This window comes from Lysinibacillus sp. FSL L8-0126 (assembly GCF_038630385.1).
In the GTDB taxonomy this organism is placed as follows: Bacteria; Bacillota; Bacilli; order Bacillales_A; family Planococcaceae; genus Lysinibacillus; species Lysinibacillus fusiformis_D.
This window is the reverse complement of sequence record NZ_CP152028.1, coordinates 1,840,841-1,862,427: the sequence shown is the minus strand read 5'-3', so window position 1 is coordinate 1,862,427 and position 21,587 is coordinate 1,840,841. Positions and strand designations below refer to the sequence as shown.

Genomic DNA, 21,587 nt, shown 5'->3' with positions numbered 1-21,587 from the left:
TTATAAAATTTTCAGCTATACTTGCTTTCTATTGATTTCTAAAGCTAGCTCGTTCAATTTTTGATCTAATTCATCGAGCACCCTTAATCTGAAATTTATTTGTTCATCTATCTGGACTTGTTGCTTTATCGATGAGCTACTACCATCAGTTTGATTTTTGAATTCAACTAATTCATGGGTTAATCTTTCAATTTCTAAATTTTTCATCTCCAACTCTCTTAATAGTTGCTGTTGAAGGCTGTCCGCTTCTACTTTATCCCTATGATATGTTTCTAGCGCCTCTATAATATGCTTCATTTGTTTACCTGTTACTGTTGTATAGTCGCTTATTTTTTTATCTAGACCTTCAATAATAGCTTTATCATTTGTCTCAATCGAAGCTTTATGTGAGACTTGAACACTGTTCTTCAATGACTTATTTTCAGCTCGCAATTCGGCAACTTCCTTTAATAATACTTCTATGGATGCAATTTGTTTTTTTCTTTGTCCTTCTCGTTTTTGAATTTCTTCATCGTAGGCTTGAAGCTCTTTGTCAAAGTCTCTTTTCAACTTTAATAGCTCCATCGAAAGATCTTTTCTTAGTCTTGTTAATTGTATATTTTCTCGTTCGAGCCGCAGAACTAAAGCATAATAATCACTATCTCTAAGCCTTTTCACTTCATTTTTATACTTGGCTAATTCGGCCCTTAAAAAAATAATCATTTGTTGGAGCTGTATTGGATCATTGTTTTTTACAATATCATTGTCCATCATCACACCCCCTAGCCAGAATACCTTTTTAGTAAATCAACCACCTCTTCAAACTGCATTCTACTTTCCTCTAGTATTTCATCCAACTGCTTTATCCACTCCGCTTCTTGTTGTGGATGTTGTGATTGTTCAGCATCACTCTTTTCGCCTAAGACAAGAGAGGCGATTAATAAATGTAATGTACTTTTTTCAAGAAATGCAAAGCTATTATCCTGTTCATTACGGCGACTTAGTTGCTCCTTCAATAATTGATGGAGCACACTACCAAACTCTTGTTTTTCATTTTCACTCATTGTCTTCCTCCTGTGTTTGGCCCATTCCATTGAGATTAATCGGATTTAAAACGACAATACCATCTGTAAGCTGATCGCAATATGTAAAACCCATAATAGTGCCTGAATATGGTAAATTATGTGACCATTTTATTTGAAAATTAGTAAATGAAATGGTTTCATTCGGTTCGATTATTGATTTTCCTACGGGTTTCAGCCAGTACTCCTCTTTGCTTAATTTATCGTTAAAACGTTCCCAGTTGCTCTGTCCCTGTGTCTTAAAATTTGGCGTAAAATTTTCATGAACATATCTCCCAGAAAAGTAAAATGGCGATTCCTTCGGTAATGTTATACACAGATAGGGGTTTGTAATGGCTGTACTACCGATATTGTGAATATGATAGGAGCCTAAACATAAACTTTCTTGTTCAGGGTCATAAGAAATATTGAACGAGGTTGTAAAATAACTAATGAGGTTGACTCTGTTTGGAATGGTCAGCCCCTCGACCAGCTGTTTAATTTCATAAACATAAGCGTTTGTTTGTTCTTTTAATTCCTGTATCTTGTCTTCTACACGATTTTTCACTCCGTACCTCCTTACTATTTTCCATCAATTGTGCCTAGGCGTAATGGTATCCAGATTATTTTGGAAATCTGCGACATCCGCTGACTTAAAATAAAAAAAAGAGAGGATTATCCTCTCTTCATGATATGACTTTCCTCTATTTGTTAGCACCGTTAACCTAAAGTTGGGAAAATAATAGGGCACTGTTGTGGACGAACTGCAGTTGGACATGAGAATGGTAAGTCTGCTCTTGGTTCGCAGAAAGTTGCTAAGAATTCCACAGTAACTGGGAATGTAGACTGAATGCTTTGACAAACGGCAACAGTAATTGTTAACGCAGAAAACGTAATTGTACCTGTTCCAGCTGCAAGTGTTCCAGTTGTACATACGAAGCAATCTAAATCTGTGTATAAGATTTCAACATCTGTACCTTTAGGAGCACATAATGTCACTTGCTCACAGCGAGAAACTGGAATTTCAGCACTTGTGAAAACAGTACCATTAGGTAAAGTAACGACAATCGTTAGAATGAAGTTCTTTTGAATATTTAAATGTTGCAGACAAACAGTTGATCCATCAATAGAGAATTGACGATTCTCACGGTTCAGGATCACAATTGGGTTTGTAGCAGCTGGAATTACTCTACATGTAACAATTGCACCAGTTAAGTCAGTCGTTGGTGTTACGCCTGGGAATGTAATTGCTCCAGTAGGAGAAATATCAAATGACATTTCTTTTACAATCCAGTCATATACCTTATCGACATTTATACAAATTAGTTCCTGCGCCTGGGATGGCATATGCTCTTGCATCCTTTTGACACCTCCATAAAATTTTTATCTTTCGTTTGTAGCATATGTTTTTCAGCTATAAGTGCATGGGCTAACAAATAGTTCCTTATGATATTTGTTAAAATCAGCAAAGGATCATTTTTTCACACACTTTCTTCTTTATAGGAAGACTAAAATGTTGAAAGGACCGGTATATTTGTAACAGAAAGTCAATATTTTTAATAAACTAATAATGGACTGAAAGGGGTGAACTACAATGGAAGAGTCAAAATTGTATACCACTCAAGAAATTGAAAAATTAAAGCAAAAAATTGAAACCTACAGAGAATCGTTAACTTCATTAAAGATGGGAACGTCAATTGAAGATTTCCTTTATATGCAGCAGGAGTTTGATGGACTGAAAACACAAATGGCCCATTTAGAAGGGATCACAGAGACATTAGATAGTAAACAAAATTCGTATATAAAAGGCTATGATGACCAAATAAAGCTTCTTTCAACACAGATTGAATCTTTGAATCAAACCATTGAAGGGATGAATCAAGAGATTTTAGCGGTTTTAAACAAATTATTAACAGTTGAAGAAAATGATACAACAACCATTCCTTCCTCCATTGAATTGCCTTCTCAAACTTCGGCTACTCTTTTACCTAGACAACCTAGAATGGCTCAGACAACAGATCAAACGACGATTACATCAGCACAGCCCTCTTATAGACTACTGCAAAGTTTGGCAGGTAAAGCTACAAACCACCAACTAAATGTAAATAATAGCGCTCCTTCTCCTGGCAATGATCTACAGGCAACTAAGCCTGAAGAGCGACATTTTAATCAACAATATTTTCAATCAATTAATACGCACCCAAGCCAAATATACAATGGTTTATACAGAAACACGACAGTTGAATCCACCTTCCATTTTAAAAATGCCACGGATGCAAAGGAAGTTCCAGTACGTATTTATGACCCATCTGCTGTACAGCCTACTTCAAGTGATGAAAACATCGAGAATAATTCTTCTATTGTTCATGAATCGGTTAGCATTGGAACGGAAATAGTAGACGATCCTAGCGAGGTTATGCATTCTGAAAAAGAGGATAACAATCTTGAGTTTTCCCAAATATCTAAAGAATCGTTTGAACAAGTTATTTCGGAATTGCCTAGCGAGCCTGTTAGTCAAGATATTACAGCAATAGTTAGCGAACCTCTCGACCAAGTCATTTCAGAAACAATAGCTGACCCTGTTGACATTTATCATTCTCCTTCTTTAGAAACAGAGGAGTTTGTTGAAGTGTATCAAACCGGAGCAGCTTATGAGGTTCATTCGTCCCTTGAAGAGGAGAATACGCATCCTGAATCTGTAAATAAGCCGATTGAAGAAAATAAGAAGGGAAAGAACTCATTTTTCGATTTCTTTAAAAGATGGAGTTAACTTATTTATTTTTTACATCCACTATGTATTTACACACATAGTGGATGTCTTTTTGTTTCCAATAAAAACTGTCTTTTAAGAATTCATCGAATTTGTAGGTTTAGAAGATAATTGCCCTTAACCCCCAATCTGAACTGAATAGAATAATGAAGAAAGGGGGTGTAAAAATGTGTTTTAATAACTCAATGTGTGGCTGTTCAGGTAACGGTCATGGAAATGGTGAATGTAGTGCACTTGGACCTTTTGTAGCGATTGATGCAGCATGTATTACTCCACCAGTAGCAACAGGCTCACTCATCCCATTCGCTTCTGGAACAGTTCCGGTTATACTAGTATCACTTGCTACAGGTTTAGTGGATACAGTAAGCCTTGTGGGATTCGGTACATCTATTCCAGGCGTATCCCTTGCAGGTACTAATATCGATTTATCAGCATTAGTTGGAACAGAAGCTTTTTCTGTTTCTAGAGCAGGTTCCATTACATCTATTTCAGCTACATTCTCTGCAACTATTGGTGTAACTATAATAGGCTCGGCAACAGTTAGAGCACAAGTTTATCACGCGGTAGCAGGAAGCAATGTCTTCACTCCTACAACAGCATTTGTTGACTTAGCACCAGCTCTTTCAACAGTAGTTCTAGGTACTCTAGCAAGTGGTACAGCAAATGTTACTCCAGTACCAGTATCTGCAGGTGACCGTTTATTAATGGTGTTCTCCGCTACTTCGACAGGAGTAATTGCAACTCTTACTGGTAACGCTAGTGCAGGCATTACTATCGTATAAAATATACTATAAAGTTAAGCAAGCAAATAAGTGATTTCCAGTAACTAGGAAATCACTTATTTCTTTCACAAAATACTATTCTTTAGTTCGTCAAAGCATGCTGAATATGAGCCAAATGATGCTTACCGTGCCATGCATAGAGACCAATTGCATGTTCCAATGTTGTTAGCCCTGAATCAGGATGATGAAAGGCTCTTTGTAATTGTTCCTCCGTTAAGCTTGTCAGTAAATAAACCCAACGTTCATGTAAATTTTCAATTAAATTAAAAGAAGTTGCTACTGGCATTTCAGAATCTGGTAATTGTGCCCATTCCGCTTCATTATATGGCTTAATGGTTGGGACATCCTCTGTTAGCGCTAGCTTAAAACGGATATAGCTATTCATATGACTATCGGCAATATGATGGACTAGCTGTGTAACTGTCCAGCCATTTTCACGATAGGATTTAGCCAATGCATGCTCGCTTGCACCACTTAATGCTTCCGCCAGTTGTTTTGGTAATAAACGAATGTCTACAATCCATTCCTGTACTCGCTGTGGAGTCATTTCTTTTGGGAATTGAAATTGTCCAATAGGGTATCGTAGATCTGTCATAGTGCTATCTCCTCCGTTTCTATTCTCTTACTTTTCCATGGTACCATTAACAGTATTGCCTATTAAAATAGAAATTGTTTTATAACGTTACTTCCATTTGCTTCTTTACGACCTCAACCAAAGCCCTTAGTGGATGAATAATTGTTTGAGCGGTCTGCTCTTCAAATTGTCTTGCCGCATCCATCATTGAGAGCTGAGCTACGGAGATGGCCTTTTGCTCACTCATTAACTTATGTAGAGCTTGTGAAATAGCATCATTATAAGCTTTCTTTTTCCCTTGCATAATGAGATCAAATGTCCCCTTGATGATTTTTGCCTCAACATTTACTGATTTCCCATGCTGCCTAGCATATTGGTGAAGTCTTGCCATCGTTCCTTCTACTGTCGCAGGATTTGTAAAAAGAATAATTTGAGGCTGTTGCACATTACATATGCTTTCAAAAAAAGGCTCGTCAATCTTTATAATGGGTATCGAGGCATTGAACACAGCCTCATTCTCTAATAAAGCAATATAATTTGTACACGTTATTAACATCGCATCCACATCACAGCTAATAATCCATTCTATTTGCTCCTTAACCTTATATGCTACACCATCACTACCTTTCGACACATGCTGTAAAACGCCAGGATCTACAAAATGAAGCAGCTCTAAATCTTCCTCACTTTGAAAAGCTTGCTCTATGTACTCTATATTTGAATGATGAGCATGCAAGCAGCCAAGTTTTTTCATCAATTGTCCCCCCTCTTTCCATTGCAGCTATAGCTAGCTGCTCTCCCATTTCTTCATTCGTTACAACATTACCCAACGAGCAGTATAATTCAATATTTCGTAGAACACTTATACATACTTTACACTAAATTCTTTTTTTGATTATATTAGTGCATATTCAATTGACTCTGTCGTTGCACTCAGTGTACTAGAGCTTTTTCGTACTCTTGCAAAGCCTGTAGCATCAACTTATATATTCATTGGTGCATCCTTTAACTCTGCTAAAATTACCTTCATAGCTCAACAACTCTTCAATCACCTTTCTTCATATATTTAAACAAAAAGAAACCGTATTATGCACGAATACGGTTTACTGCTTTAATTTTTTTCTTTATTTTTTTGTTTCCTTTTCAATATGCTTTCTTGCTATTTTTAAACGTTGAATGTCCTTTTTCTTCAGAGGAATAACTTCATCCTTCATCATTTTAATGTATGAAAACATGAGTAACAGTAAAATCACGGTAAAGGGCAATGCGGCAATTAACGAGGCGGTTTGCAATGCTTCAAGCCCTCCTGTGTACAATAAAACACCTGAAATTGCAGCCATTAAAATACCCCATACTAGCTTCGATAATATTGTCGGATTTAAAGAACCTTTTGTTGTCATACTTGCCATAATGAATGTGGCGGAATCGGCAGAGGTAATTAAAAATATAACGATTAACAGTATTCCAATTACAGAGGCAAGCGTTGAAACTGGCAAGTGTTCTAACAACTGGAATAGGGCAACAGTTACATCATTATGAACAGATTGAGCGATTTCTGCATCTTGATGTAAATCAAACCACATAGCTGTTCCACCGAATGTGGCAATCCAAAAGCAAGCAATAATAGGCGGAATAATTAATACCCCTATAATGAATTCTCGAATGGTTCTCCCCTTGGATACACGAGCAATAAAGGAGCCAACAAAGGGTGACCAAGCGATTGCCCATGCCCAGTAAAAGATTGTCCAATCCTTCACCCAAGTTCCCCCAACATATGGCTGCATTCTTAAACTGTATTGAATAAAGTTAGAAATGTAATCACCTATCGCTAATGTAAACGTCTCAAGTATGAAAATCGTTGGACCTGTAATAAAAACGAATAACAGTAAGACAATCGCTAAGGTCATATTGACATTACTCAGAATCTTCATGCCCTTTTGAAGTCCTGTCGTTGCAGACAACATATAGCCAATAAACATGATAAGAATAATGGCTACTTGCAAGATAAATGTATCCGGCAAACCAAAGACGAAAGTCAAACCTCCGTTCGTTTGTAGCACGCCAAGCCCTATGGATGTGGCTACCCCCATAACTGTAGCAATGACCGCAAGAATATCGATCGTTCCTTTAACGACTCGATTTGTTCCCGTTATAGGCTCTAAAGCGGTAGAGATGAGCATATTTCTTTTTTTATTGAATTGAACATAGGCCATAACAAGCCCCAATATGGCATAAACAGACCACTGGCTTAATCCCCAATGAAAGAAGGAATAACCCATTGCCAATCTGGCTGCATCCGTTGAAAGAGGTTCTGTGTCACTAAAGGGTGGTGAAAAGTAATGACTCATAGGCTCAGCCACGCCCCAAAAAACCAGTCCGACACCTAGTCCAGCTGAAAAGAGCATGGAAATCCATGTTAGAAAACTAAATTCTGGACGACCATCTTCAGATCCTAAGCGAATGGTGCCATATTTGCTAATCGCCAAGCCAAATAGAAAAATAACGATAATAAAGACTGCCATTAAATAAAACCAACCAAAATAATCCGTTGTCATATGAAATACGCTGTTTGCTACGTTCTTAAATTTTTCCGGTATCGTTGCTCCGATAATGACTAAGAGTAAAATTGCCCCACTAGAAATAAGAAATACTGGGTTCTTTAAAATTTTATTTTGCATACAGCGCCTCCATTTATCCCAGACAGATGACCAAATTTCCTTTATTATGCGTACAATTCAAGTATTTTATTAATGAAAAAAGAAACCGCATTATCAAAAGACAATGCGGTCTACCTATTATTGTGTTTTCTGCATAAAACGAATTGCTCTACTCATAACAGTTGGTACGATAGAGGCATGATTTTCATCTAAGGCCTCATAAAAATCAACTTCCATTATTTTTTCTAACACCGTTGCCATTTGTCGTGCATCATCCACCATAAAGGTTTCAAGTTCACCTGCGCTAATAAACAATGTTTCATTCATATCTTGATGCTCGTTCAAAAATACTGACGCACATTGTACTAATTCGTGCTCATTCCACCAAATAGAAGGGCTAATAGCTAGATAGCGTTGGAAGCTAGATTGATGGTGAAATAGTTGCCAAAGCGTAAAATAACCGCCTAAGGAGTGACCAAATAATGCTTGCTGAGTTTTATTTACTGGATAATGAGCCTCAATTATTGGCTTTAACTCTTCCTCTATAAAGCGGCTAAAATCTACTGCTCCTCCAAGCTTTTCATGACCTTTTCCTTTAAATCGTGCGGGATAGATATACGTCTCTGCTGGCGCTGTAAAATCGTAAAACCTTCTTTCACGCATATCATCACCATGTTCAATGCCCACAACAATGGCTGGTTGAACTCCTGTTTTCGGTGCATTACGACTTTGTAGACGCACGGCTTCCTTTACAAGATTAAAATAAGATGAGCCATCTAGTACATACAACACTGGAAAACCTTCTTCTGGTGCTTCCTCATTTGGTACAAAGATATTAATCGTATACGTATAATCTGTCAATTTTGAAGTTATTTGTTGTGTAGCATACTCTATTTTAGCTGTACTCATTTGTTGTCCTCCTTCAAAATGTCATAGCCATAGCACACAGGTGTATTCGTTACAGGATCTTCCATAATGCGAGCATCAATATTAAATACTTTGCGCATCACCTCTGCACTTAAAATTTCCTGTGGCGTTCCAGATTGCATAATAACACCTTTGCGCATCGCAATAAGATGATCTGAATATCTGGCAGCGTGGTTAATATCATGTAGAACCATCACAATTGTACAGTTGTGCTGCTCATTTAAACTTTTGACAATATCCAATACTTCTAACTGATGTGCCATATCTAAATAAGTAGTAGGTTCGTCCAACAACAAAATATTTGTTTCTTGTGCTAATGCCATCGCTAGCCATACACGCTGACGCTGTCCCCCAGAAAGCTGTGCAAGCTCCCGATTGCGATACTCCATCGTATTCGTGACCGTTAACGCCCACTCAATCATTTCCTCATCCTTATTCGTTAAACGATTGACGTTGTTTCGATGTGGATAGCGACCATACGCAATTAACTCCTCCACTTTTAACTGACCTGGAGCAACAGGTGTTTGAGATAATATGGCTAATTTCTTGGCTATATCTTTCGTCGATAAATTTTGCATGTTTTGCTCCTGCAAATAAACCGTCCCTTGTTGCTTTTTTAAAATACGTCCAATCGTCTTAAGGAGGGTTGATTTACCGCAGCCATTCGGGCCAATGATTGTTGTCACTTTGCCCTCCTCTATCGTTAAATTTAATCCCTCAAAGACACGAACCTGCTCATAACCAGAAGCCAAGTTTTCCATTCTAAATGCAGTTTGCACATCTTTTCCTCCTATGCCTTAGATTTCACCAGTAAATACAAGAAATATGGAATCCCAATAATTGAAACAACAATTCCAACAGCTAGCTCCGATGGTGCAAATACGGTTTTGCCGATAAAATCAGCTAAAATTAACAAACCTGCACCAATTAACGCACTCACGGGCATGACATAACGATGCTGAATACCAACAAGTTGCTTCGCAATATGTGGTGCCATTAAACCGATGAAACCAATACTTCCTGATACGGATACACAAGCACTAACAAGACCGACACTGGCTAATAAAAGCTTCATTTTCTCCTTTTCAACCGCAATCCCTAAACTCGTGATGCTATCCTCTTCAAGCTGAAAATAATCCAGTAAATACGATTTCCTATGCACATAAATGCCTAAGATGACAAGCCAAGGAATCATCGTTAGTACAAAAATCCAATTCGCATTATAAATTGAACCTGCCATCCAAATGGCTGCTGATTCAAAATCTTGTGCACTCATTTTTAAGGATAAGAACAGGGATAAAGCTCCGAACCCACTGTTAATGGCTATACCCGTTAATATTAATCGTTGCATATCGAGATGACCATTTTTCAAAGCAAAAGAAAAAATCAGGATAGCCGCAATCGTTCCACCGATAAAACCGAACAATGGCATCATTAAAATAGACAGCCAGCTGCTCATATCTGCACTCACTAGCTTTAATTGAAAGAAGAACATAAATATGACGACTGCCGCACCTGCTCCTGCATTTATCCCTAAAATACCTGGGTCTGCTAGTCCATTACGTGTAATACCTTGTAAAACTACTCCTGCCATTCCTAAGCCAATGCCAACGAGTCCGGCAATGACGATTCGAGGTAAGCGAAATTCAAAAATAACAAGGTCAAATTTAGAATTTGGCTCAATACGCAATAGTGTTTTGATAACATCCATTACAGACATATCGAAAACACCATTTGTAATATGTAGATAGCTCGCAACTAAAATCAGTAAAACAAGCATCGACATAGTCAAAAAGAATACACTTGAGGTATTTTTACGCACGTTTTTCACCTCCGTGCTTACGAACTAGATATAAGAAGAATGGTACACCAACCAATGCTGTTAGGACACCAATTGGCGTTTCAAATGGATAATTGACAACACGACTTAAAACGTCACAGAGCGCTAAGAAAAAGGCACCAATGACAGCCGCGCAAGGAATAATATAGCGATAATCAACACCAACAAGGAAGCGTGTAATATGTGGTATGACTAACCCTACAAAGGCAATTTTTCCTACTAGGGCTACTGCTGTCCCTGTCAAACATACTACAGCTAGCATGCTAATAATACGCACTGCTTTTGTTTTCTGCCCTAGTCCCATGGCAATATCTTCACCTAGTGAAGTAATGGTAATTGCTTTTGCAGATAATAGAGCCAAGACTAATCCTGTCAAACCAAACGGAATAGAAAGGACGAGCATATCCATATCTACCATATGTACCTTTGTGTTATACCAAGCACTTACTGTTTGTGATACTTGGAAATACATAGCAATCGCTGTAGCAATACTACTTAAAAATGTACCAATGACCGTTCCTATAATGGCTAGCCTTACTGGTGATAGACCATTGCGAATTAACGAGCCAAAACCAAAGACAATCCCTGCCCCTAATGCAGAGCCTAGCATTGACAATAAAATCATTTGATAATTTGGTAGCCCTGGAAAAAAGACGATAGCTAATGTGATGACAAATGCAGAGCCATCATTGACCCCCATTAACGAAGGAGATGCTAAATAATTTCGTGTAATCCCCTGCATGACTGCTCCAGCTACTGCTAAAAATCCTCCAACTAGCAATACAGCGGCTACTCTAGGAATACGTCCTGTCCGTATAATTTGATGATCAACATTAGATGGATCGAATGCTGTCATTGACTGCCACACTGTCATTGCACTAATATCTTTAGTTCCATACAGAACGGAAACGAGTGCTATAAGGACAATCAGGAAAGGAGATACCGCTAATATTGAAAATGACACGATGTTTGTTTTTTTCAACTTTCACACCTTTTTCTTTATCCATTTCGCGAAACACAATGTCGATTACTCAGGTGATATACCCTTTGGAAAACAACTACCTTCAATGAAAAAATACGATATCTTACAAAAGGCTGGTAATAGCCCGGTGATATCACCAAATCTACTACCAGCCTGTTTATCTTATTTAAGTAATTTTTCAGCTGCGGCATCTAAAAATTTCACCTTAGACCAAGCAGTACCACCTTGTGCTAATGGCTCAATTGTGTTGACGAAAACTTGATTATTTTGTGCTGCCTTTAAGCTAGTGAAAATTGGATTCTTTTGTAACTCCTCTAACGCTTTTGGAGAATCCGTATTTTCTGATTCCTCAAATTGAAGGAAAATGGCATCTGGGTTTACTTGCGCTAATGTTTCAAGTGATAATTCAGCTTGTGCTTTTGCAGTTGTTAAAATTTCTGGAACTGGTGCTCCTAAATCTTCATATAGTACAGGGTTTAAATACACACCTGCTGGATAGATGTACATTACGCCACCGCGAACACGAATGATTAACACTTGCTTATCTGCTAATTGCTCTTTGGATTTCACTTGTGCATCAGCAACTTTTGCTTCATAGTCTGAGATGATTTTCTTAGCATCATCTTCTTTATCAGCTAACTGTGCAAGCAATGTTAAATTTTCCTTCCAGTTTGTTGAAATATGTGAGTATGGAATCATTGTTTGAATTTTATTCAACTTTTCAGCCGTTTCTTCAGGGAATTTCGAAGTACCCACGATTACATCAGGGTCCAGATTAAGAATGGCTTCTGCATTTGGCTCCATTTTATTTCCTACAAGTGTAGCACCTTCAAAATCTGATGCTAGATAAGCAGGAATTTTGCCACCAACTTCAAGTACACCGGCTGGCTTAATACCAAGCATTGCAGCATCTTCCATAGATTCAAGACTTGCAGCGATAATATTGTTCACTTCTGCTGGAAGCTCATATTTCTCACCTAAGTACGTGATTGTCTGTGTTTTAGATTGTTCAGTTTGTGATTCCGTTGCACTTGTTTCTGCTGTATTAGTAGTTGACGTAGACTCCTCTGCCTTATCTGTTCCACATGCAGCCAAAGATAATGCTAAAAGTGCTGGAGCACACATTTTAAAATATTTATTCATAGATATTCTCTCCTAACGAGCTCATATTGATAATGATAATCGTTTTCATATGTATGTCAATACATAATTGATACTCATTATCATTTACGGATACTATCCTAACAAAGTGAAAAAAGATTGTGAATGGACGATTTCGAAAATGACATGGATTTTTGCCGATTTCATCAAAAAAAAACTGCTTCTTTTTTATGAAGAAACAGTTTTTATATATAGTTAGCTTCCTCCATTTTTTCCTTTCGGTATGCTGAAGGTGACAAGCCCGTACATTTTTTAAAAACTCGGCTGAAATAAAAACAATCTACATATCCGACACATTCAGCTACTTCTGCTACAGGAATCACATCATACTCGAGCAATTCCTTTGCACGTCGTATACGATATTCTGTTATATATGTGCTCGGATTCATGCCTGTATGCTGCTCAAACAAATAAGCAAAGCGGCGACGCTCAATACCAAATTCCTTAGAAATATTTGATACGGAAAGTTGCTCCGCATAATTTTCATGTATATACTGTAATGCCTGTTCCATTAACTCACTGGCACTATCTAGAACCTTCATTTTTGCCGCTAAAAGAATATTCTCCAGCAAATTCATAAATAAAGTCTTAGACTTAAATATAGCCATATTCCCCGGAAAGGAATAGCTTTCTATCAATTGCTGAACATGACTAATAATTTGCGTATTAAACCCTGTATTAATTAAAAAATGTTGCTCTGAAAGTGGAAAAAGAGCTACTTCCTCTGTTGGTAGACTGTAGTGAACGACTGCATACTCCCAACCCTTGTGGCCCGTCGCTTTCACTTCGATTGGCATTTGAGGCCCTGCGTGGACAATCATTCCAGGCTCCATCACATAGGGAGTTCCATTAAAGCTAAAGATTGCACTACCTGCAAGGGGAACAACTAATCCACACTTTTCTGGTGCTGTTGTTCTGCCTCTATCAACTTCACCAGGTTCCATTTTTTTAGTAAACACATCTGTAAATTTTACAGAAGCATGTGCAAAATAATCAATTAAATATTTGATATCCATAGGCAAACTCCTATACCTGTATAGCTTTCTGAAGCTGTGAAAAATGATGTACATCGTGATTGATTAATCCTACAAAATAGTCCACAATTGTCAGCTCCGACTGCCCAATTGTAAACGATTGCTGCCATTGCTCATCTGTCAATTGTTGTATGGCCTGAAGTAATCGACTCCTCGTGGAAAATAAAATCTGTCAATGTTGCAAGCATAGGCTGTTCACGACTTTTTTTAGCCGCCATCTTATTCAACTGTGCTGCATCAGGTCCTGTTGGTAAAGGTTCCTCTGTAAAAAGAAAAGGAAGTCGATGATTCAAGACAAATTCATCCCATGACGGAAGATGTCCGATGACCTCAGCAACTGACCATTTTTCAGGTTCGATCGCCATACGCCATTGATTCTCCGATAGTCTCCTCAAATCATTTATCCAGTCAATTGATCTTTCATCATGTTTGATGATATAGATTTTATCTCGTTGCAATGGACTCCCCTCCTTTTTTTACTGAAGATTAATTTCTAATTTTGGCCAACTTACATGCCATTTCTTTTGAAGAATTCTTTGGCGATAAATTGTATAACAATCCTTATTTTCGAGGAAGAATGGTGTCGGCTCTACAATGCCAGCTCCTAAATGCCTAATGCCATATGGTGCAGCAATTTCTAGTGAATCATCTATTAATTTTATCCCAATTGCCGTTGGGATTTCAGGAAAATGAGCGAGTCCATCGACAGCAGATTGATACGGCTTACTACCATTTAGCACATGCATTCTTGCCTGATTTTTCACAGACCACGGCTCATTTGGAGATATCTTTCTAAGTTTCTGTTCATACTGTTTTTCTATGTCTTCTGCTAAATTGATTTTATCAAAATATATCACATCAATATCAGCAATTGGTGTTCTTTCTTCTTTTTCATGAAGATAATCCCATACCATGGAACGAATGACCCCAGCACATACCCACCAATCGGGGAGTTGCAATGTATTGATTGTTGATAAAATATTCATCATCCAATCATCTGCTACTATTAAATTTCTTAGTTCTTCCTCCGTTTGTAGTAATCTCACTTCATTAGCCTCCAATTTATATACCACAGTTATATAAGGGCTGTTCAGCTCACATGTGTCCTCATCTTTGGAAGCTGTACAGGTGCATTTATTGGCTCCCAGTTAGGTTTCCTAGCACTGCCAAATATTCCGTTAAAAGTAGCTAAAATACTACTAACACTCATTATTTCATTGTTGTTTGTCCAAGTCGCATTGAAAATAATTTAATAGGCACCACTCAAATGTTCATGAATTAACTTCCATTCATCGTTCACCCAAGTAAAAATATTTGTTGCTCTACCACTACCTGATACAAATTTTTCGTTATGATAACCTTCATAGTGATATGTATAAAGACAGGTAGCCGTCTTTTCATCAATTGTTAACCATTTTACATTACTAGCCGAGTAAACCTCTTCTTTAATGACATGCCATGCATGCTTGAAGTATGCCTCAATCTCTTCTATAGTTGTGCATGTTTTATCAGAAAACCAATAAACCGCTTGTGGATGCAAAATTGCCTTTACTTCTTTAAAATCATGCGTATTTGTTGCTTGTATATAACGTTCTAATGCCTGTTGATGTGTCATTATTTCTCCCCTTTTTTAACAATATTATCCTAAAATTTCATGATTGTCGTGTGATTTTTTGCTCTAACAGCCTATAATGAAGATAAAACTCTAAAGGCGAAGAATTGAGGAGGAAGCTGATGTTAGCAACTATTGAAAAACAATCTAATCGTCATGTCGTAAAGTACAAACGACCGTTACCACATTCAGTAAACGCCGTTTGGAAAGTGATTACTACCAATGAAAAATTGCAAAAATGGATGAGTAATCTTGAAATCATTGATCTACGTAAGAATGGTAAAATGCGTTTTAATATGAACGATGGAACAAATACCTATGAGGAAATAGCTATAACAGATTATATAGAGAAAAAGGTACTCGAATTTGATTGGGGAACAGATTCAGTGAGATTTGAATTGTCTTCTACAGACAATGGCTCATTATTGCTTTTTGCAGAGACTTTGCACGAGCTAACGCAGCACACTTCAAGGGATTTAGCAGGGTGGCATATATGTCTTGATCTGTTAACAGATTTGTTGGATGGCATTGAACATCATAGCTTTCCAATGGAGGAGTGGCAACAACGATTCAACGAATACAAAGAACTGCTGGATAGCTATAAAAAATCCTAGAGTAACCATTACTCTAGGATCACTATTATGGATAAAAGGCAGTGGCTATTTCCAATGCTTTTAAAGGATCTTTGATCGAATCGAGTGTGTAGACAAGCTTTTCATCCTGCCACACGATTAAATTGCCTGATTGATAAACATCCAGCTGAGCCATGCCATATTGCTTAGGAATAGGCAGCATATGACTCTCTAAATATTCTACTGCCTGCTTAGCAAGTTTTACTCCTGCTTCAGGATTATCAGTTCGTGTATGCGAGGCAATGGACCATCGTCCCTCATTCCAACCAGTCCATAATGAGCCAGCACCCGCATCTTGATAACCTTTTATATTATACCCAAGGTCAATTTCTTGCCCACCATTTTGACTAAAGTTATCAAATGCAATCTGTGTGCTTGCCCCTTCTGCGCTTTTATATTGTTTGACCAACAATCTTCCAATGACAGTCGCTGAATTCTTTAATCGAATATCATTAATTGGCATATTCTCTTTGCTTTCATAAAAGATAATTTCAACTAGGTCATCATCAGTCCTTGTTGTAGCTGTTAAAAAGCTTCCTTTAGCAATGGGTAAAGCGGTTGGCATTTTTATTGGTACATTCACATGTATTTGCTCCTTTATTTGTTGAAGAGCCTCAGTCTGTGTCATCGATGTATCAGTATTAGATTGTCTTACAGATGTATCGTTCTTATTGTCATGTGCTTGATGATTAGTAGCTTGATCAGCACAAGCACCTGCTATAGTCATACTTAACAACAAAAAGAGAAATATTATTTTTTTCATCGCTTAAACCTCCATTTACCAGTTTACCTATAATCCATATTTTTCCCTGGCAACAGTTTATTTAAACGCTTAGCTATTTAAGCTCATTGATTTGCTTCGTCAGCTCGTTAAACTTTTGGTCAAGCATTGGGTAATCCTTATCCTTAGCTGTCAAAAAGCTCAGTTTACCTAATATCTCTTGTCGTTCTGTTTCAAGCTTTAAACGAAGTGCGACTGTGTCGTCTACTTGCTTCGGAGCATCTTTTCTCCATTTTTTCTTGATGTGCTGATTGTCAATCTCCCAAACGCTATTCGTTACTTTTTCTAGAAAGTATCGATCATGAGAGACGACAAGTAATGTCCCATTATATTGCGCAAGTGTTCGCTCTAACTGTTCACGCGAAGGTAGGTCAAGATGATTCGTTGGTTCATCTAAAAGAAGAACGTTTTTGTCCTCTAAAATATAAGCCATCAGTTTACACTTGACACGCTCGCCCATGCTCATCTTGCCTATAGCAGATGTCCAATGTGTTGGTGTAAATCCTAGATTCTTCATCAGATTGCGGACTTTCCCACGCTCTTCAAATGTTTCTTGATAAAAATATTGCTCTGGTGTCTGATCTAGTGGTAAATCAAATACTTCCTGTGTTAAATAACCTATGGTTGCTGCAGGGGATAGCCACACCTCTCCCTCAGCTTCTAGCTTCCCTAAAAGAACTTTTAAAAAGCTTGTTTTTCCGCTACCATTCTTTCCTGTAATAGCAATTTTATCTCCAAATTGAGCAGTGATGCTGACATCTTTCAATAACGTACGATCACCAAAAGATAAAGATAAATGCTTGCTCTCCAATAATCGCTTGCCAACACGTTGATTCGTGTTTAAAGAAAAACGAATGTCTGCTTCAGGCTCCACCGCTTCCACCCTTGCCTTCGCAAGCTCTGCCTCTAATCGCCTCTTCTTAGATTTCACTTGTGCGTCTAGCCGCTTTGCCTTCACACGATGATACTCCTTAAAGCCTTCTAGTTTTGTTGACTGTGCATGACCCTTTTGTGACCAAGATGTGAGTTCCTGCATTTGGGCCTCAATCCGATCAATGTTTTTTTGCTGTTTCTCGTAGGCACGTTGCTGCGTCAATCTTCGGTGCTCTCTTTCAGCCATATAGCTTGTATAATTGCCATAATGTTCAATTAAGCTCTGTTCCTCAATAGACCAAATTTTTGTAGCAACCCTATCTAAAAAATAACGGTCATGTGAGACCACAATAATCGTTCCCTTATAGTTTTGTACTTGTTTTATAAGAAAAGCGGTACTTTGCTCATCTAAATGATTCGTCGGTTCATCAAGCAATAGAATTTGAGCATTCTGAGCAAAACCTTCTGCAAGACGCATTTTAAGTTTCTCTCCACCGCTTAAAGCTGCAAATGATCTATTGGGTACCTGCCATTTTGCCAGCAAATCAGCCTCTCTTGCAGATATTGCTGGTTTGTCAAAATGAGCTAGCTCCTGTTCAACGATTGTGATTTTTACAGCTGATAACCCTTGTATTACTCCCGCAGTTGGCAATAATGCACCTTGAATCAACTGTAACAATGTCGATTTCCCAGCACCATTTCTTCCAATAATGCCGATAACCTCACCTTGTTTTACGGTGCCTGTCACATGTTCAAATAGTAAAGTATCCTTTATTTCATAACGTACATCCTGTAATTTTAAAAGTTCCTTCATACTATCCACCCTCTCCAGTTGGAGGGACAAAAAAAATCCCTCCAATTATTTTGGAAGGATTAGTCGCTACAATATCATGCACAAATAAGCTATTGTAATAGCTATATTTATCACTCCAAAAGCAAGTTTTGGAGGAGCTAAATATTAGCAACTATGGGCCAATATTTAGCTATTATTATGGAAAATGGGCAGACTAATCCTATTTTTGTTTTTCGTGAAATATAAATTTCATGTGCAAAAAATAAGATTAGTTATTCATTAGCCACCCATCTTCCCTTCATTTTTAGTTACCGTCATTGTAACACCTTTTATTAAAAAATAAAAATCTCTACTCTAGAGTAGGTTTATCTAAAACATTCATAGGAGCGAATTTGATTTCTTGAAATGGTACGGAAATACCAGCCATATCTGCGGCTCCAGCGGAAACCCGCAATGATTTCCCTTCCTATAGCAGTTGGGAAAAACCAAAAACTCCGACCAGTGTTCATCCAAATATACGTATTTCTAAACAAACAAGAACGTATACCACTTGATCCTACTCGCCATGCAGGAATCGGTGGCGAAAAACCTGGTGGTGTGCTCATGGGCATTTGTCCTGCCGGAGGAGGTCCGAAATGAGTTGGCCCAAATGACGTTGTTTCAAAATCATCATAATCTCCCCAGCCAGGTCTTCTAAAATTATCTTCTCTAAATGGATTATTGTACACACAAACCCTCCTTTTACATTACTCAATATATGTAAAAGGGCGATTAACCGTTGAGCCATTGCCCATCTATCGAAGGTAATCCGTTACCTATTAATGTATAATGAAAGGGATATTTTTCTAAAAGGAGTCCTTATGAGAAAATTACTGTTACTCTTACTAGCCATTCTTATCGCAGGAAGTATGTGGTTGCTACTTGCTCAAAATCCAGTATCTTCTTCCACTAGTATCCAAGCAAAAATTGCTGACGTGAAAGATTACAAATACTACTTAGATAAAGGCAATGCTGCCATTGGTAAGGACATGACGAAGCTTGATCTAGTGATTGTAGAACCTATTGAAATGCAGCAGAAGTATATTGACAGTGCCCAAAAAAGCGGTACTTTAGTGTATGGCTATATTAATGCAATGGAGGCAGATAAATGGAACAAAGCCCTCTACCATCAATTAAACGAAGAAGACTTTTATCGAAATAAACAAGGTGAAAAAGTGTATTTTGCTGAATGGGATTCCTATTTAATGGATATGACTTCGAGTCATTATCAAGAACTTTTACTAACGGAAATCCAGAAGCAAATTGTACAGAAAGGCTTAGACGGTGTGTTTTTAGATACGGTTGGTAATATTAATTCTTATTTACCCCAAGACGAGCAAACATGGCAAAATGAAGCCATGTTATCATTTCTCCAACAAATTAAAAAACACAATCCTGAACTATCTGTTGCTCAGAATTGGGGGTTTCAAACACTAGCTGATTATACAGCACCCTATGTTGACTTTATTATGTGGGAAGACTTTTCTTACCCAGTGGTAGGAAAAGACGAATGGTCACTCGATATGATGCAAAAACTCGTCCATATACGAGATGAATTTGGTACACAGGTTATGGCAATTAGTTTTGAAGATGCAACAAAAAGTCGTGCATTAGCTGAGAAGTTTGATTTTAAATTCTTTTATAGCCCTGCTGGTTCATACTATAACACCTGGCAGTGACGATATCCCCCCACAAAAAGACTACTGTTTTTGTGGGGGATATTTTGTTTAAGTGCTCACCTCATGGGTAGACTAAAAGAAATTCAGCTTGAGGTGATATGATTGGGTATGACAAAGATGTACGAGGAACAAAATCATAAACACGAAAACTGCTTTCAATATAAACAACGTAATATGTGGACAGGCATATTATTCGGCCTTGGGGTTGTGGCATTTATAGATGAGGTCATTTTCCATCAATTATTACATTGGCATCATTTTTATGATAAATCTACAGCTGCTATTGGGTTAGTGTCAGATGGTTTATTTCATGCATTCAGCTTTTTCGCGACGATTGGTTCTGCTTTTTTATTGGCTGACCTACATAGAAAGCATGGATTTTGGCTAAAAAGATGGCTTGGTGGTATTTTTCTAGGAGCTGGCATATTTCAATTATACGACGGGATTATTCAACATAAATTCATGAAACTGCATCAAATTCGTTATCATGTTGATATTCTCCCATATGATGTGGTTTGGAACATATTAGCGGCTCTATTAATTGTTATTGGTGTGGTCTTGTTACTCCAAACCAATCAAAAGGGACGTTAGGAGGTTGCCCGTTTTGCATTCTGCTCATGCTCAAAGCTTTCCCATTATAGTACAGCTACTAATAGCTTTACCATTTTTTATAGCCATTATTTTTTATATCGTAGCTGTCATTGTTTCGAATCAACATAAAAAACAATGGCCGCATTTTCGTACTATCTGTTGGCTTGTGGGAAATGTAAGTGCCATCGTGACACTAATCGGTCCATTGGCTTCTCTTAGTCATGTCCACTTCGCAGCACATATGATAGGGCATCTATTGCTTGGCATGCTTGCCCCCCTACTTATGGCATTAGCAGCTCCCATGGCACTCCTTTTAAGGACATTATCAGTGAACACGGCTCGTACTCTTTCTCGTACAATGAGGAATCCTTATGTTCGTTTTATTTCTCACCCAATTAATGCGTCTATTTTAAATGTAGGTGGCTTATGGTTACTCTATACGACATCACTTTTCAATCTTATGCATGAACATATACTTCTATATATTTTCATTCACCTTCACATTTTTCTAGCAGGCTATGTATTTACCATTGCCTTTATTTATATTGATCCTACACCCCATCCATACCCTTATGTCTTTCGATCACTTATATTAGTAGTAGCACTAGCAGCTCATTCTATATTGGCAAAATATATTTATGCAAATCCTCCTCAGTATGTACCTGTCACACAGGCAGAGCTAGGTGCCAAGATCATGTACTATGGTGGCGATGCAATTGAAATCATCCTTGTTTATATCCTTTTTTATCAATGGTTTAAAAGCACAAGAAATGCTATTCACACAAAGACAACCATTTCATCACGCTAATTCTACCTCTGA

General features: G+C 37.8%; 25 protein-coding genes and 1 pseudogene. 7 read left to right on the top strand and 19 right to left on the bottom strand.

The genetic code is table 11. The features are described from left to right. Positions 1 to 15 precede the first annotated feature (15 nt). From MHI34_RS09110 to MHI34_RS09095, 4 genes are all read right to left on the bottom strand, one after another. On the bottom strand, positions 16 to 753 hold the full coding sequence (locus MHI34_RS09110; RefSeq protein ID WP_342504358.1) for a hypothetical protein: 738 nt from the start codon (positions 751 to 753) through the stop codon (positions 16 to 18). Positions 754 to 761: 8 nt separating this feature from the next. Continuing rightward, on the bottom strand, positions 762 to 1,043 hold the full coding sequence (locus tag MHI34_RS09105; RefSeq protein WP_036128620.1) for a hypothetical protein: 282 nt from the start codon (positions 1,041 to 1,043) through the stop codon (positions 762 to 764). Continuing rightward, positions 1,036 to 1,608 carry a hypothetical protein gene (locus tag MHI34_RS09100; RefSeq protein ID WP_036128622.1) on the bottom strand — a complete coding sequence of 191 codons (573 nt, stop codon included), beginning with the start codon at positions 1,606 to 1,608 and terminating at the stop codon, positions 1,036 to 1,038. The genes MHI34_RS09105 and MHI34_RS09100 overlap by 8 nt, the downstream gene beginning before the upstream one ends. A gap of 152 nt (positions 1,609 to 1,760) precedes the next feature. Continuing rightward, positions 1,761 to 2,399 (bottom strand): hypothetical protein, encoded by a 639-nt coding sequence (locus MHI34_RS09095; RefSeq protein ID WP_036128625.1) that lies wholly within the window; start codon positions 2,397 to 2,399, stop codon positions 1,761 to 1,763. Positions 2,400 to 2,634: 235 nt separating this feature from the next. Between MHI34_RS09095 and MHI34_RS09090 the strand changes: the two genes are divergently transcribed. Together MHI34_RS09090 and MHI34_RS09085 are read left to right on the top strand one after the other, a co-directional pair. Beyond that, positions 2,635 to 3,810, top strand: a complete 1,176-nt coding sequence (locus MHI34_RS09090; RefSeq protein ID WP_342504357.1) for a hypothetical protein — start codon at positions 2,635 to 2,637, stop codon at positions 3,808 to 3,810. Positions 3,811 to 3,977: 167 nt separating this feature from the next. Then, positions 3,978 to 4,592 carry an exosporium glycoprotein BclB-related protein gene (locus MHI34_RS09085; RefSeq protein WP_058843893.1) on the top strand — a complete coding sequence of 205 codons (615 nt, stop codon included), beginning with the start codon at positions 3,978 to 3,980 and terminating at the stop codon, positions 4,590 to 4,592. A gap of 82 nt (positions 4,593 to 4,674) precedes the next feature. Here MHI34_RS09085 and MHI34_RS09080 read toward each other — a convergent pair whose 3' ends face one another. From MHI34_RS09080 to MHI34_RS09030, 11 genes are all read right to left on the bottom strand, one after another. Beyond that, on the bottom strand, positions 4,675 to 5,187 hold the full coding sequence (locus tag MHI34_RS09080) for a YfiT family bacillithiol transferase (protein WP_036128632.1): 513 nt from the start codon (positions 5,185 to 5,187) through the stop codon (positions 4,675 to 4,677). A 79-nt stretch (positions 5,188 to 5,266) separates the two neighbouring features. Continuing rightward, positions 5,267 to 5,923 carry a hypothetical protein gene (locus tag MHI34_RS09075; RefSeq protein ID WP_082673706.1) on the bottom strand — a complete coding sequence of 219 codons (657 nt, stop codon included), beginning with the start codon at positions 5,921 to 5,923 and terminating at the stop codon, positions 5,267 to 5,269. A gap of 367 nt (positions 5,924 to 6,290) precedes the next feature. After that, positions 6,291 to 7,844 (bottom strand): BCCT family transporter, encoded by a 1,554-nt coding sequence (locus tag MHI34_RS09070; protein WP_058843891.1) that lies wholly within the window; start codon positions 7,842 to 7,844, stop codon positions 6,291 to 6,293. Positions 7,845 to 7,961: 117 nt separating this feature from the next. Next, positions 7,962 to 8,732, bottom strand: coding sequence for an alpha/beta hydrolase-fold protein (locus MHI34_RS09065; RefSeq protein WP_036128638.1), 771 nt, complete (start codon positions 8,730 to 8,732; stop codon positions 7,962 to 7,964). Then, positions 8,729 to 9,511, bottom strand: coding sequence for an ABC transporter ATP-binding protein (locus MHI34_RS09060; protein WP_036128674.1), 783 nt, complete (start codon positions 9,509 to 9,511; stop codon positions 8,729 to 8,731). The genes MHI34_RS09065 and MHI34_RS09060 overlap by 4 nt, the downstream gene beginning before the upstream one ends. Positions 9,512 to 9,540: 29 nt before the next feature. Continuing rightward, entirely contained in the window at positions 9,541 to 10,572 is a 1,032-nt protein-coding gene (locus MHI34_RS09055) for an iron ABC transporter permease (protein ID WP_271911233.1), read from the bottom strand. Continuing rightward, complete coding sequence (locus MHI34_RS09050) at positions 10,565 to 11,572, bottom strand: iron ABC transporter permease (RefSeq protein WP_036128640.1); 1,008 nt, start codon at positions 11,570 to 11,572, stop codon at positions 10,565 to 10,567. Before MHI34_RS09050 ends, MHI34_RS09055 begins: the two co-directional genes overlap by 8 nt. A gap of 162 nt (positions 11,573 to 11,734) precedes the next feature. After that, positions 11,735 to 12,715, bottom strand: a complete 981-nt coding sequence (locus MHI34_RS09045) for an ABC transporter substrate-binding protein (protein ID WP_036128642.1) — start codon at positions 12,713 to 12,715, stop codon at positions 11,735 to 11,737. Positions 12,716 to 12,918: 203 nt separating this feature from the next. After that, positions 12,919 to 13,749 carry an AraC family transcriptional regulator gene (locus MHI34_RS09040; RefSeq protein ID WP_036128644.1) on the bottom strand — a complete coding sequence of 277 codons (831 nt, stop codon included), beginning with the start codon at positions 13,747 to 13,749 and terminating at the stop codon, positions 12,919 to 12,921. Between the two features lie 131 nt (positions 13,750 to 13,880). Next, positions 13,881 to 14,225: a DinB family protein gene (locus MHI34_RS09035; protein ID WP_230593980.1), complete on the bottom strand. Its 345-nt coding sequence runs from the start codon at positions 14,223 to 14,225 to the stop codon at positions 13,881 to 13,883. 18 nt (positions 14,226 to 14,243) lie between these two features. Continuing rightward, a complete protein-coding gene (locus MHI34_RS09030) occupies positions 14,244 to 14,813 on the bottom strand; it encodes a nucleotidyltransferase family protein (RefSeq protein WP_342504356.1) in 570 nt (189 codons plus the stop codon). Between the two features lie 9 nt (positions 14,814 to 14,822). Here MHI34_RS09030 and MHI34_RS09025 point away from each other — a divergent pair. Next, a pseudogene (locus tag MHI34_RS09025) lies at positions 14,823 to 15,020 on the top strand (sulfite exporter TauE/SafE family protein); the annotation flags it as partial. On the opposite strand, the gene MHI34_RS09020 reads toward MHI34_RS09025, so the two are convergent. After that, positions 15,017 to 15,382 (bottom strand): nuclear transport factor 2 family protein, encoded by a 366-nt coding sequence (locus MHI34_RS09020; RefSeq protein WP_036128648.1) that lies wholly within the window; start codon positions 15,380 to 15,382, stop codon positions 15,017 to 15,019. The pseudogene MHI34_RS09025 and the gene MHI34_RS09020 overlap by 4 nt on opposite strands. A 119-nt stretch (positions 15,383 to 15,501) precedes the next feature. Between MHI34_RS09020 and MHI34_RS09015 the strand changes: the two genes are divergently transcribed. After that, entirely contained in the window at positions 15,502 to 15,993 is a 492-nt protein-coding gene (locus MHI34_RS09015; RefSeq protein WP_340809585.1) for an SRPBCC family protein, read from the top strand. Positions 15,994 to 16,018: 25 nt separating this feature from the next. Here the strand turns inward: MHI34_RS09015 and MHI34_RS09010 are convergent, their stop codons facing one another. The 3 genes from MHI34_RS09010 to MHI34_RS09000 form a co-directional block, all read right to left on the bottom strand. After that, positions 16,019 to 16,774, bottom strand: coding sequence for a hypothetical protein (locus MHI34_RS09010; RefSeq protein ID WP_058843885.1), 756 nt, complete (start codon positions 16,772 to 16,774; stop codon positions 16,019 to 16,021). Between the two features lie 73 nt (positions 16,775 to 16,847). Further along, positions 16,848 to 18,479, bottom strand: a complete 1,632-nt coding sequence (gene abc-f / locus MHI34_RS09005; RefSeq protein ID WP_058843884.1) for an ABC-F type ribosomal protection protein — start codon at positions 18,477 to 18,479, stop codon at positions 16,848 to 16,850. Between the two features lie 344 nt (positions 18,480 to 18,823). Next, on the bottom strand, positions 18,824 to 19,186 hold the full coding sequence (locus MHI34_RS09000; RefSeq protein WP_080717174.1) for a hypothetical protein: 363 nt from the start codon (positions 19,184 to 19,186) through the stop codon (positions 18,824 to 18,826). A gap of 132 nt (positions 19,187 to 19,318) precedes the next feature. Between MHI34_RS09000 and MHI34_RS08995 the strand changes: the two genes are divergently transcribed. The 3 genes from MHI34_RS08995 (at position 19,319) to MHI34_RS08985 (ending at position 21,575) form a co-directional block, all read left to right on the top strand. Next, the gene (locus tag MHI34_RS08995) at positions 19,319 to 20,176 is read left to right on the top strand and encodes an endo alpha-1,4 polygalactosaminidase (RefSeq protein WP_058843883.1); all 858 of its coding nucleotides are present in this window, start codon (positions 19,319 to 19,321) and stop codon (positions 20,174 to 20,176) included. 117 nt (positions 20,177 to 20,293) lie between these two features. Next, positions 20,294 to 20,767: a DUF2243 domain-containing protein gene (locus MHI34_RS08990; RefSeq protein ID WP_342504460.1), complete on the top strand. Its 474-nt coding sequence runs from the start codon at positions 20,294 to 20,296 to the stop codon at positions 20,765 to 20,767. Positions 20,768 to 20,780: 13 nt separating this feature from the next. Then, positions 20,781 to 21,575, top strand: a complete 795-nt coding sequence (locus MHI34_RS08985) for a cytochrome c oxidase assembly protein (protein WP_058843881.1) — start codon at positions 20,781 to 20,783, stop codon at positions 21,573 to 21,575. Positions 21,576 to 21,587 lie beyond the last annotated feature (12 nt).

Coding starts and splice junctions, on each gene's coding strand:
- MHI34_RS09110 (WP_342504358.1), bottom strand. CDS start 753: ATGATGGACAATGATATTGTAAAAAACAATGATCCAATACAGCTCCAA.
- MHI34_RS09080 (WP_036128632.1), bottom strand. CDS start 5,187: ATGACAGATCTACGATACCCTATTGGACAATTTCAATTCCCAAAAGAA.
- MHI34_RS09045 (WP_036128642.1), bottom strand. CDS start 12,715: ATGAATAAATATTTTAAAATGTGTGCTCCAGCACTTTTAGCATTATCT.
- MHI34_RS09070 (WP_058843891.1), bottom strand. CDS start 7,844: ATGCAAAATAAAATTTTAAAGAACCCAGTATTTCTTATTTCTAGTGGG.
- MHI34_RS09085 (WP_058843893.1), top strand. CDS start 3,978: ATGTGTTTTAATAACTCAATGTGTGGCTGTTCAGGTAACGGTCATGGA.
- MHI34_RS09105 (WP_036128620.1), bottom strand. CDS start 1,043: ATGAGTGAAAATGAAAAACAAGAGTTTGGTAGTGTGCTCCATCAATTA.
- MHI34_RS09015 (WP_340809585.1), top strand. CDS start 15,502: ATGTTAGCAACTATTGAAAAACAATCTAATCGTCATGTCGTAAAGTAC.
- MHI34_RS09040 (WP_036128644.1), bottom strand. CDS start 13,749: ATGGATATCAAATATTTAATTGATTATTTTGCACATGCTTCTGTAAAA.
- MHI34_RS09065 (WP_036128638.1), bottom strand. CDS start 8,732: ATGAGTACAGCTAAAATAGAGTATGCTACACAACAAATAACTTCAAAA.
- MHI34_RS09090 (WP_342504357.1), top strand. CDS start 2,635: ATGGAAGAGTCAAAATTGTATACCACTCAAGAAATTGAAAAATTAAAG.
- MHI34_RS09095 (WP_036128625.1), bottom strand. CDS start 2,399: ATGCAAGAGCATATGCCATCCCAGGCGCAGGAACTAATTTGTATAAAT.
- MHI34_RS09020 (WP_036128648.1), bottom strand. CDS start 15,382: ATGACACATCAACAGGCATTAGAACGTTATATACAAGCAACAAATACG.
- MHI34_RS08990 (WP_342504460.1), top strand. CDS start 20,294: ATGTACGAGGAACAAAATCATAAACACGAAAACTGCTTTCAATATAAA.
- abc-f (WP_058843884.1), bottom strand. CDS start 18,479: ATGAAGGAACTTTTAAAATTACAGGATGTACGTTATGAAATAAAGGAT.
- MHI34_RS08995 (WP_058843883.1), top strand. CDS start 19,319: ATGAGAAAATTACTGTTACTCTTACTAGCCATTCTTATCGCAGGAAGT.
- MHI34_RS09060 (WP_036128674.1), bottom strand. CDS start 9,511: ATGGAAAACTTGGCTTCTGGTTATGAGCAGGTTCGTGTCTTTGAGGGA.
- MHI34_RS09010 (WP_058843885.1), bottom strand. CDS start 16,774: ATGAAAAAAATAATATTTCTCTTTTTGTTGTTAAGTATGACTATAGCA.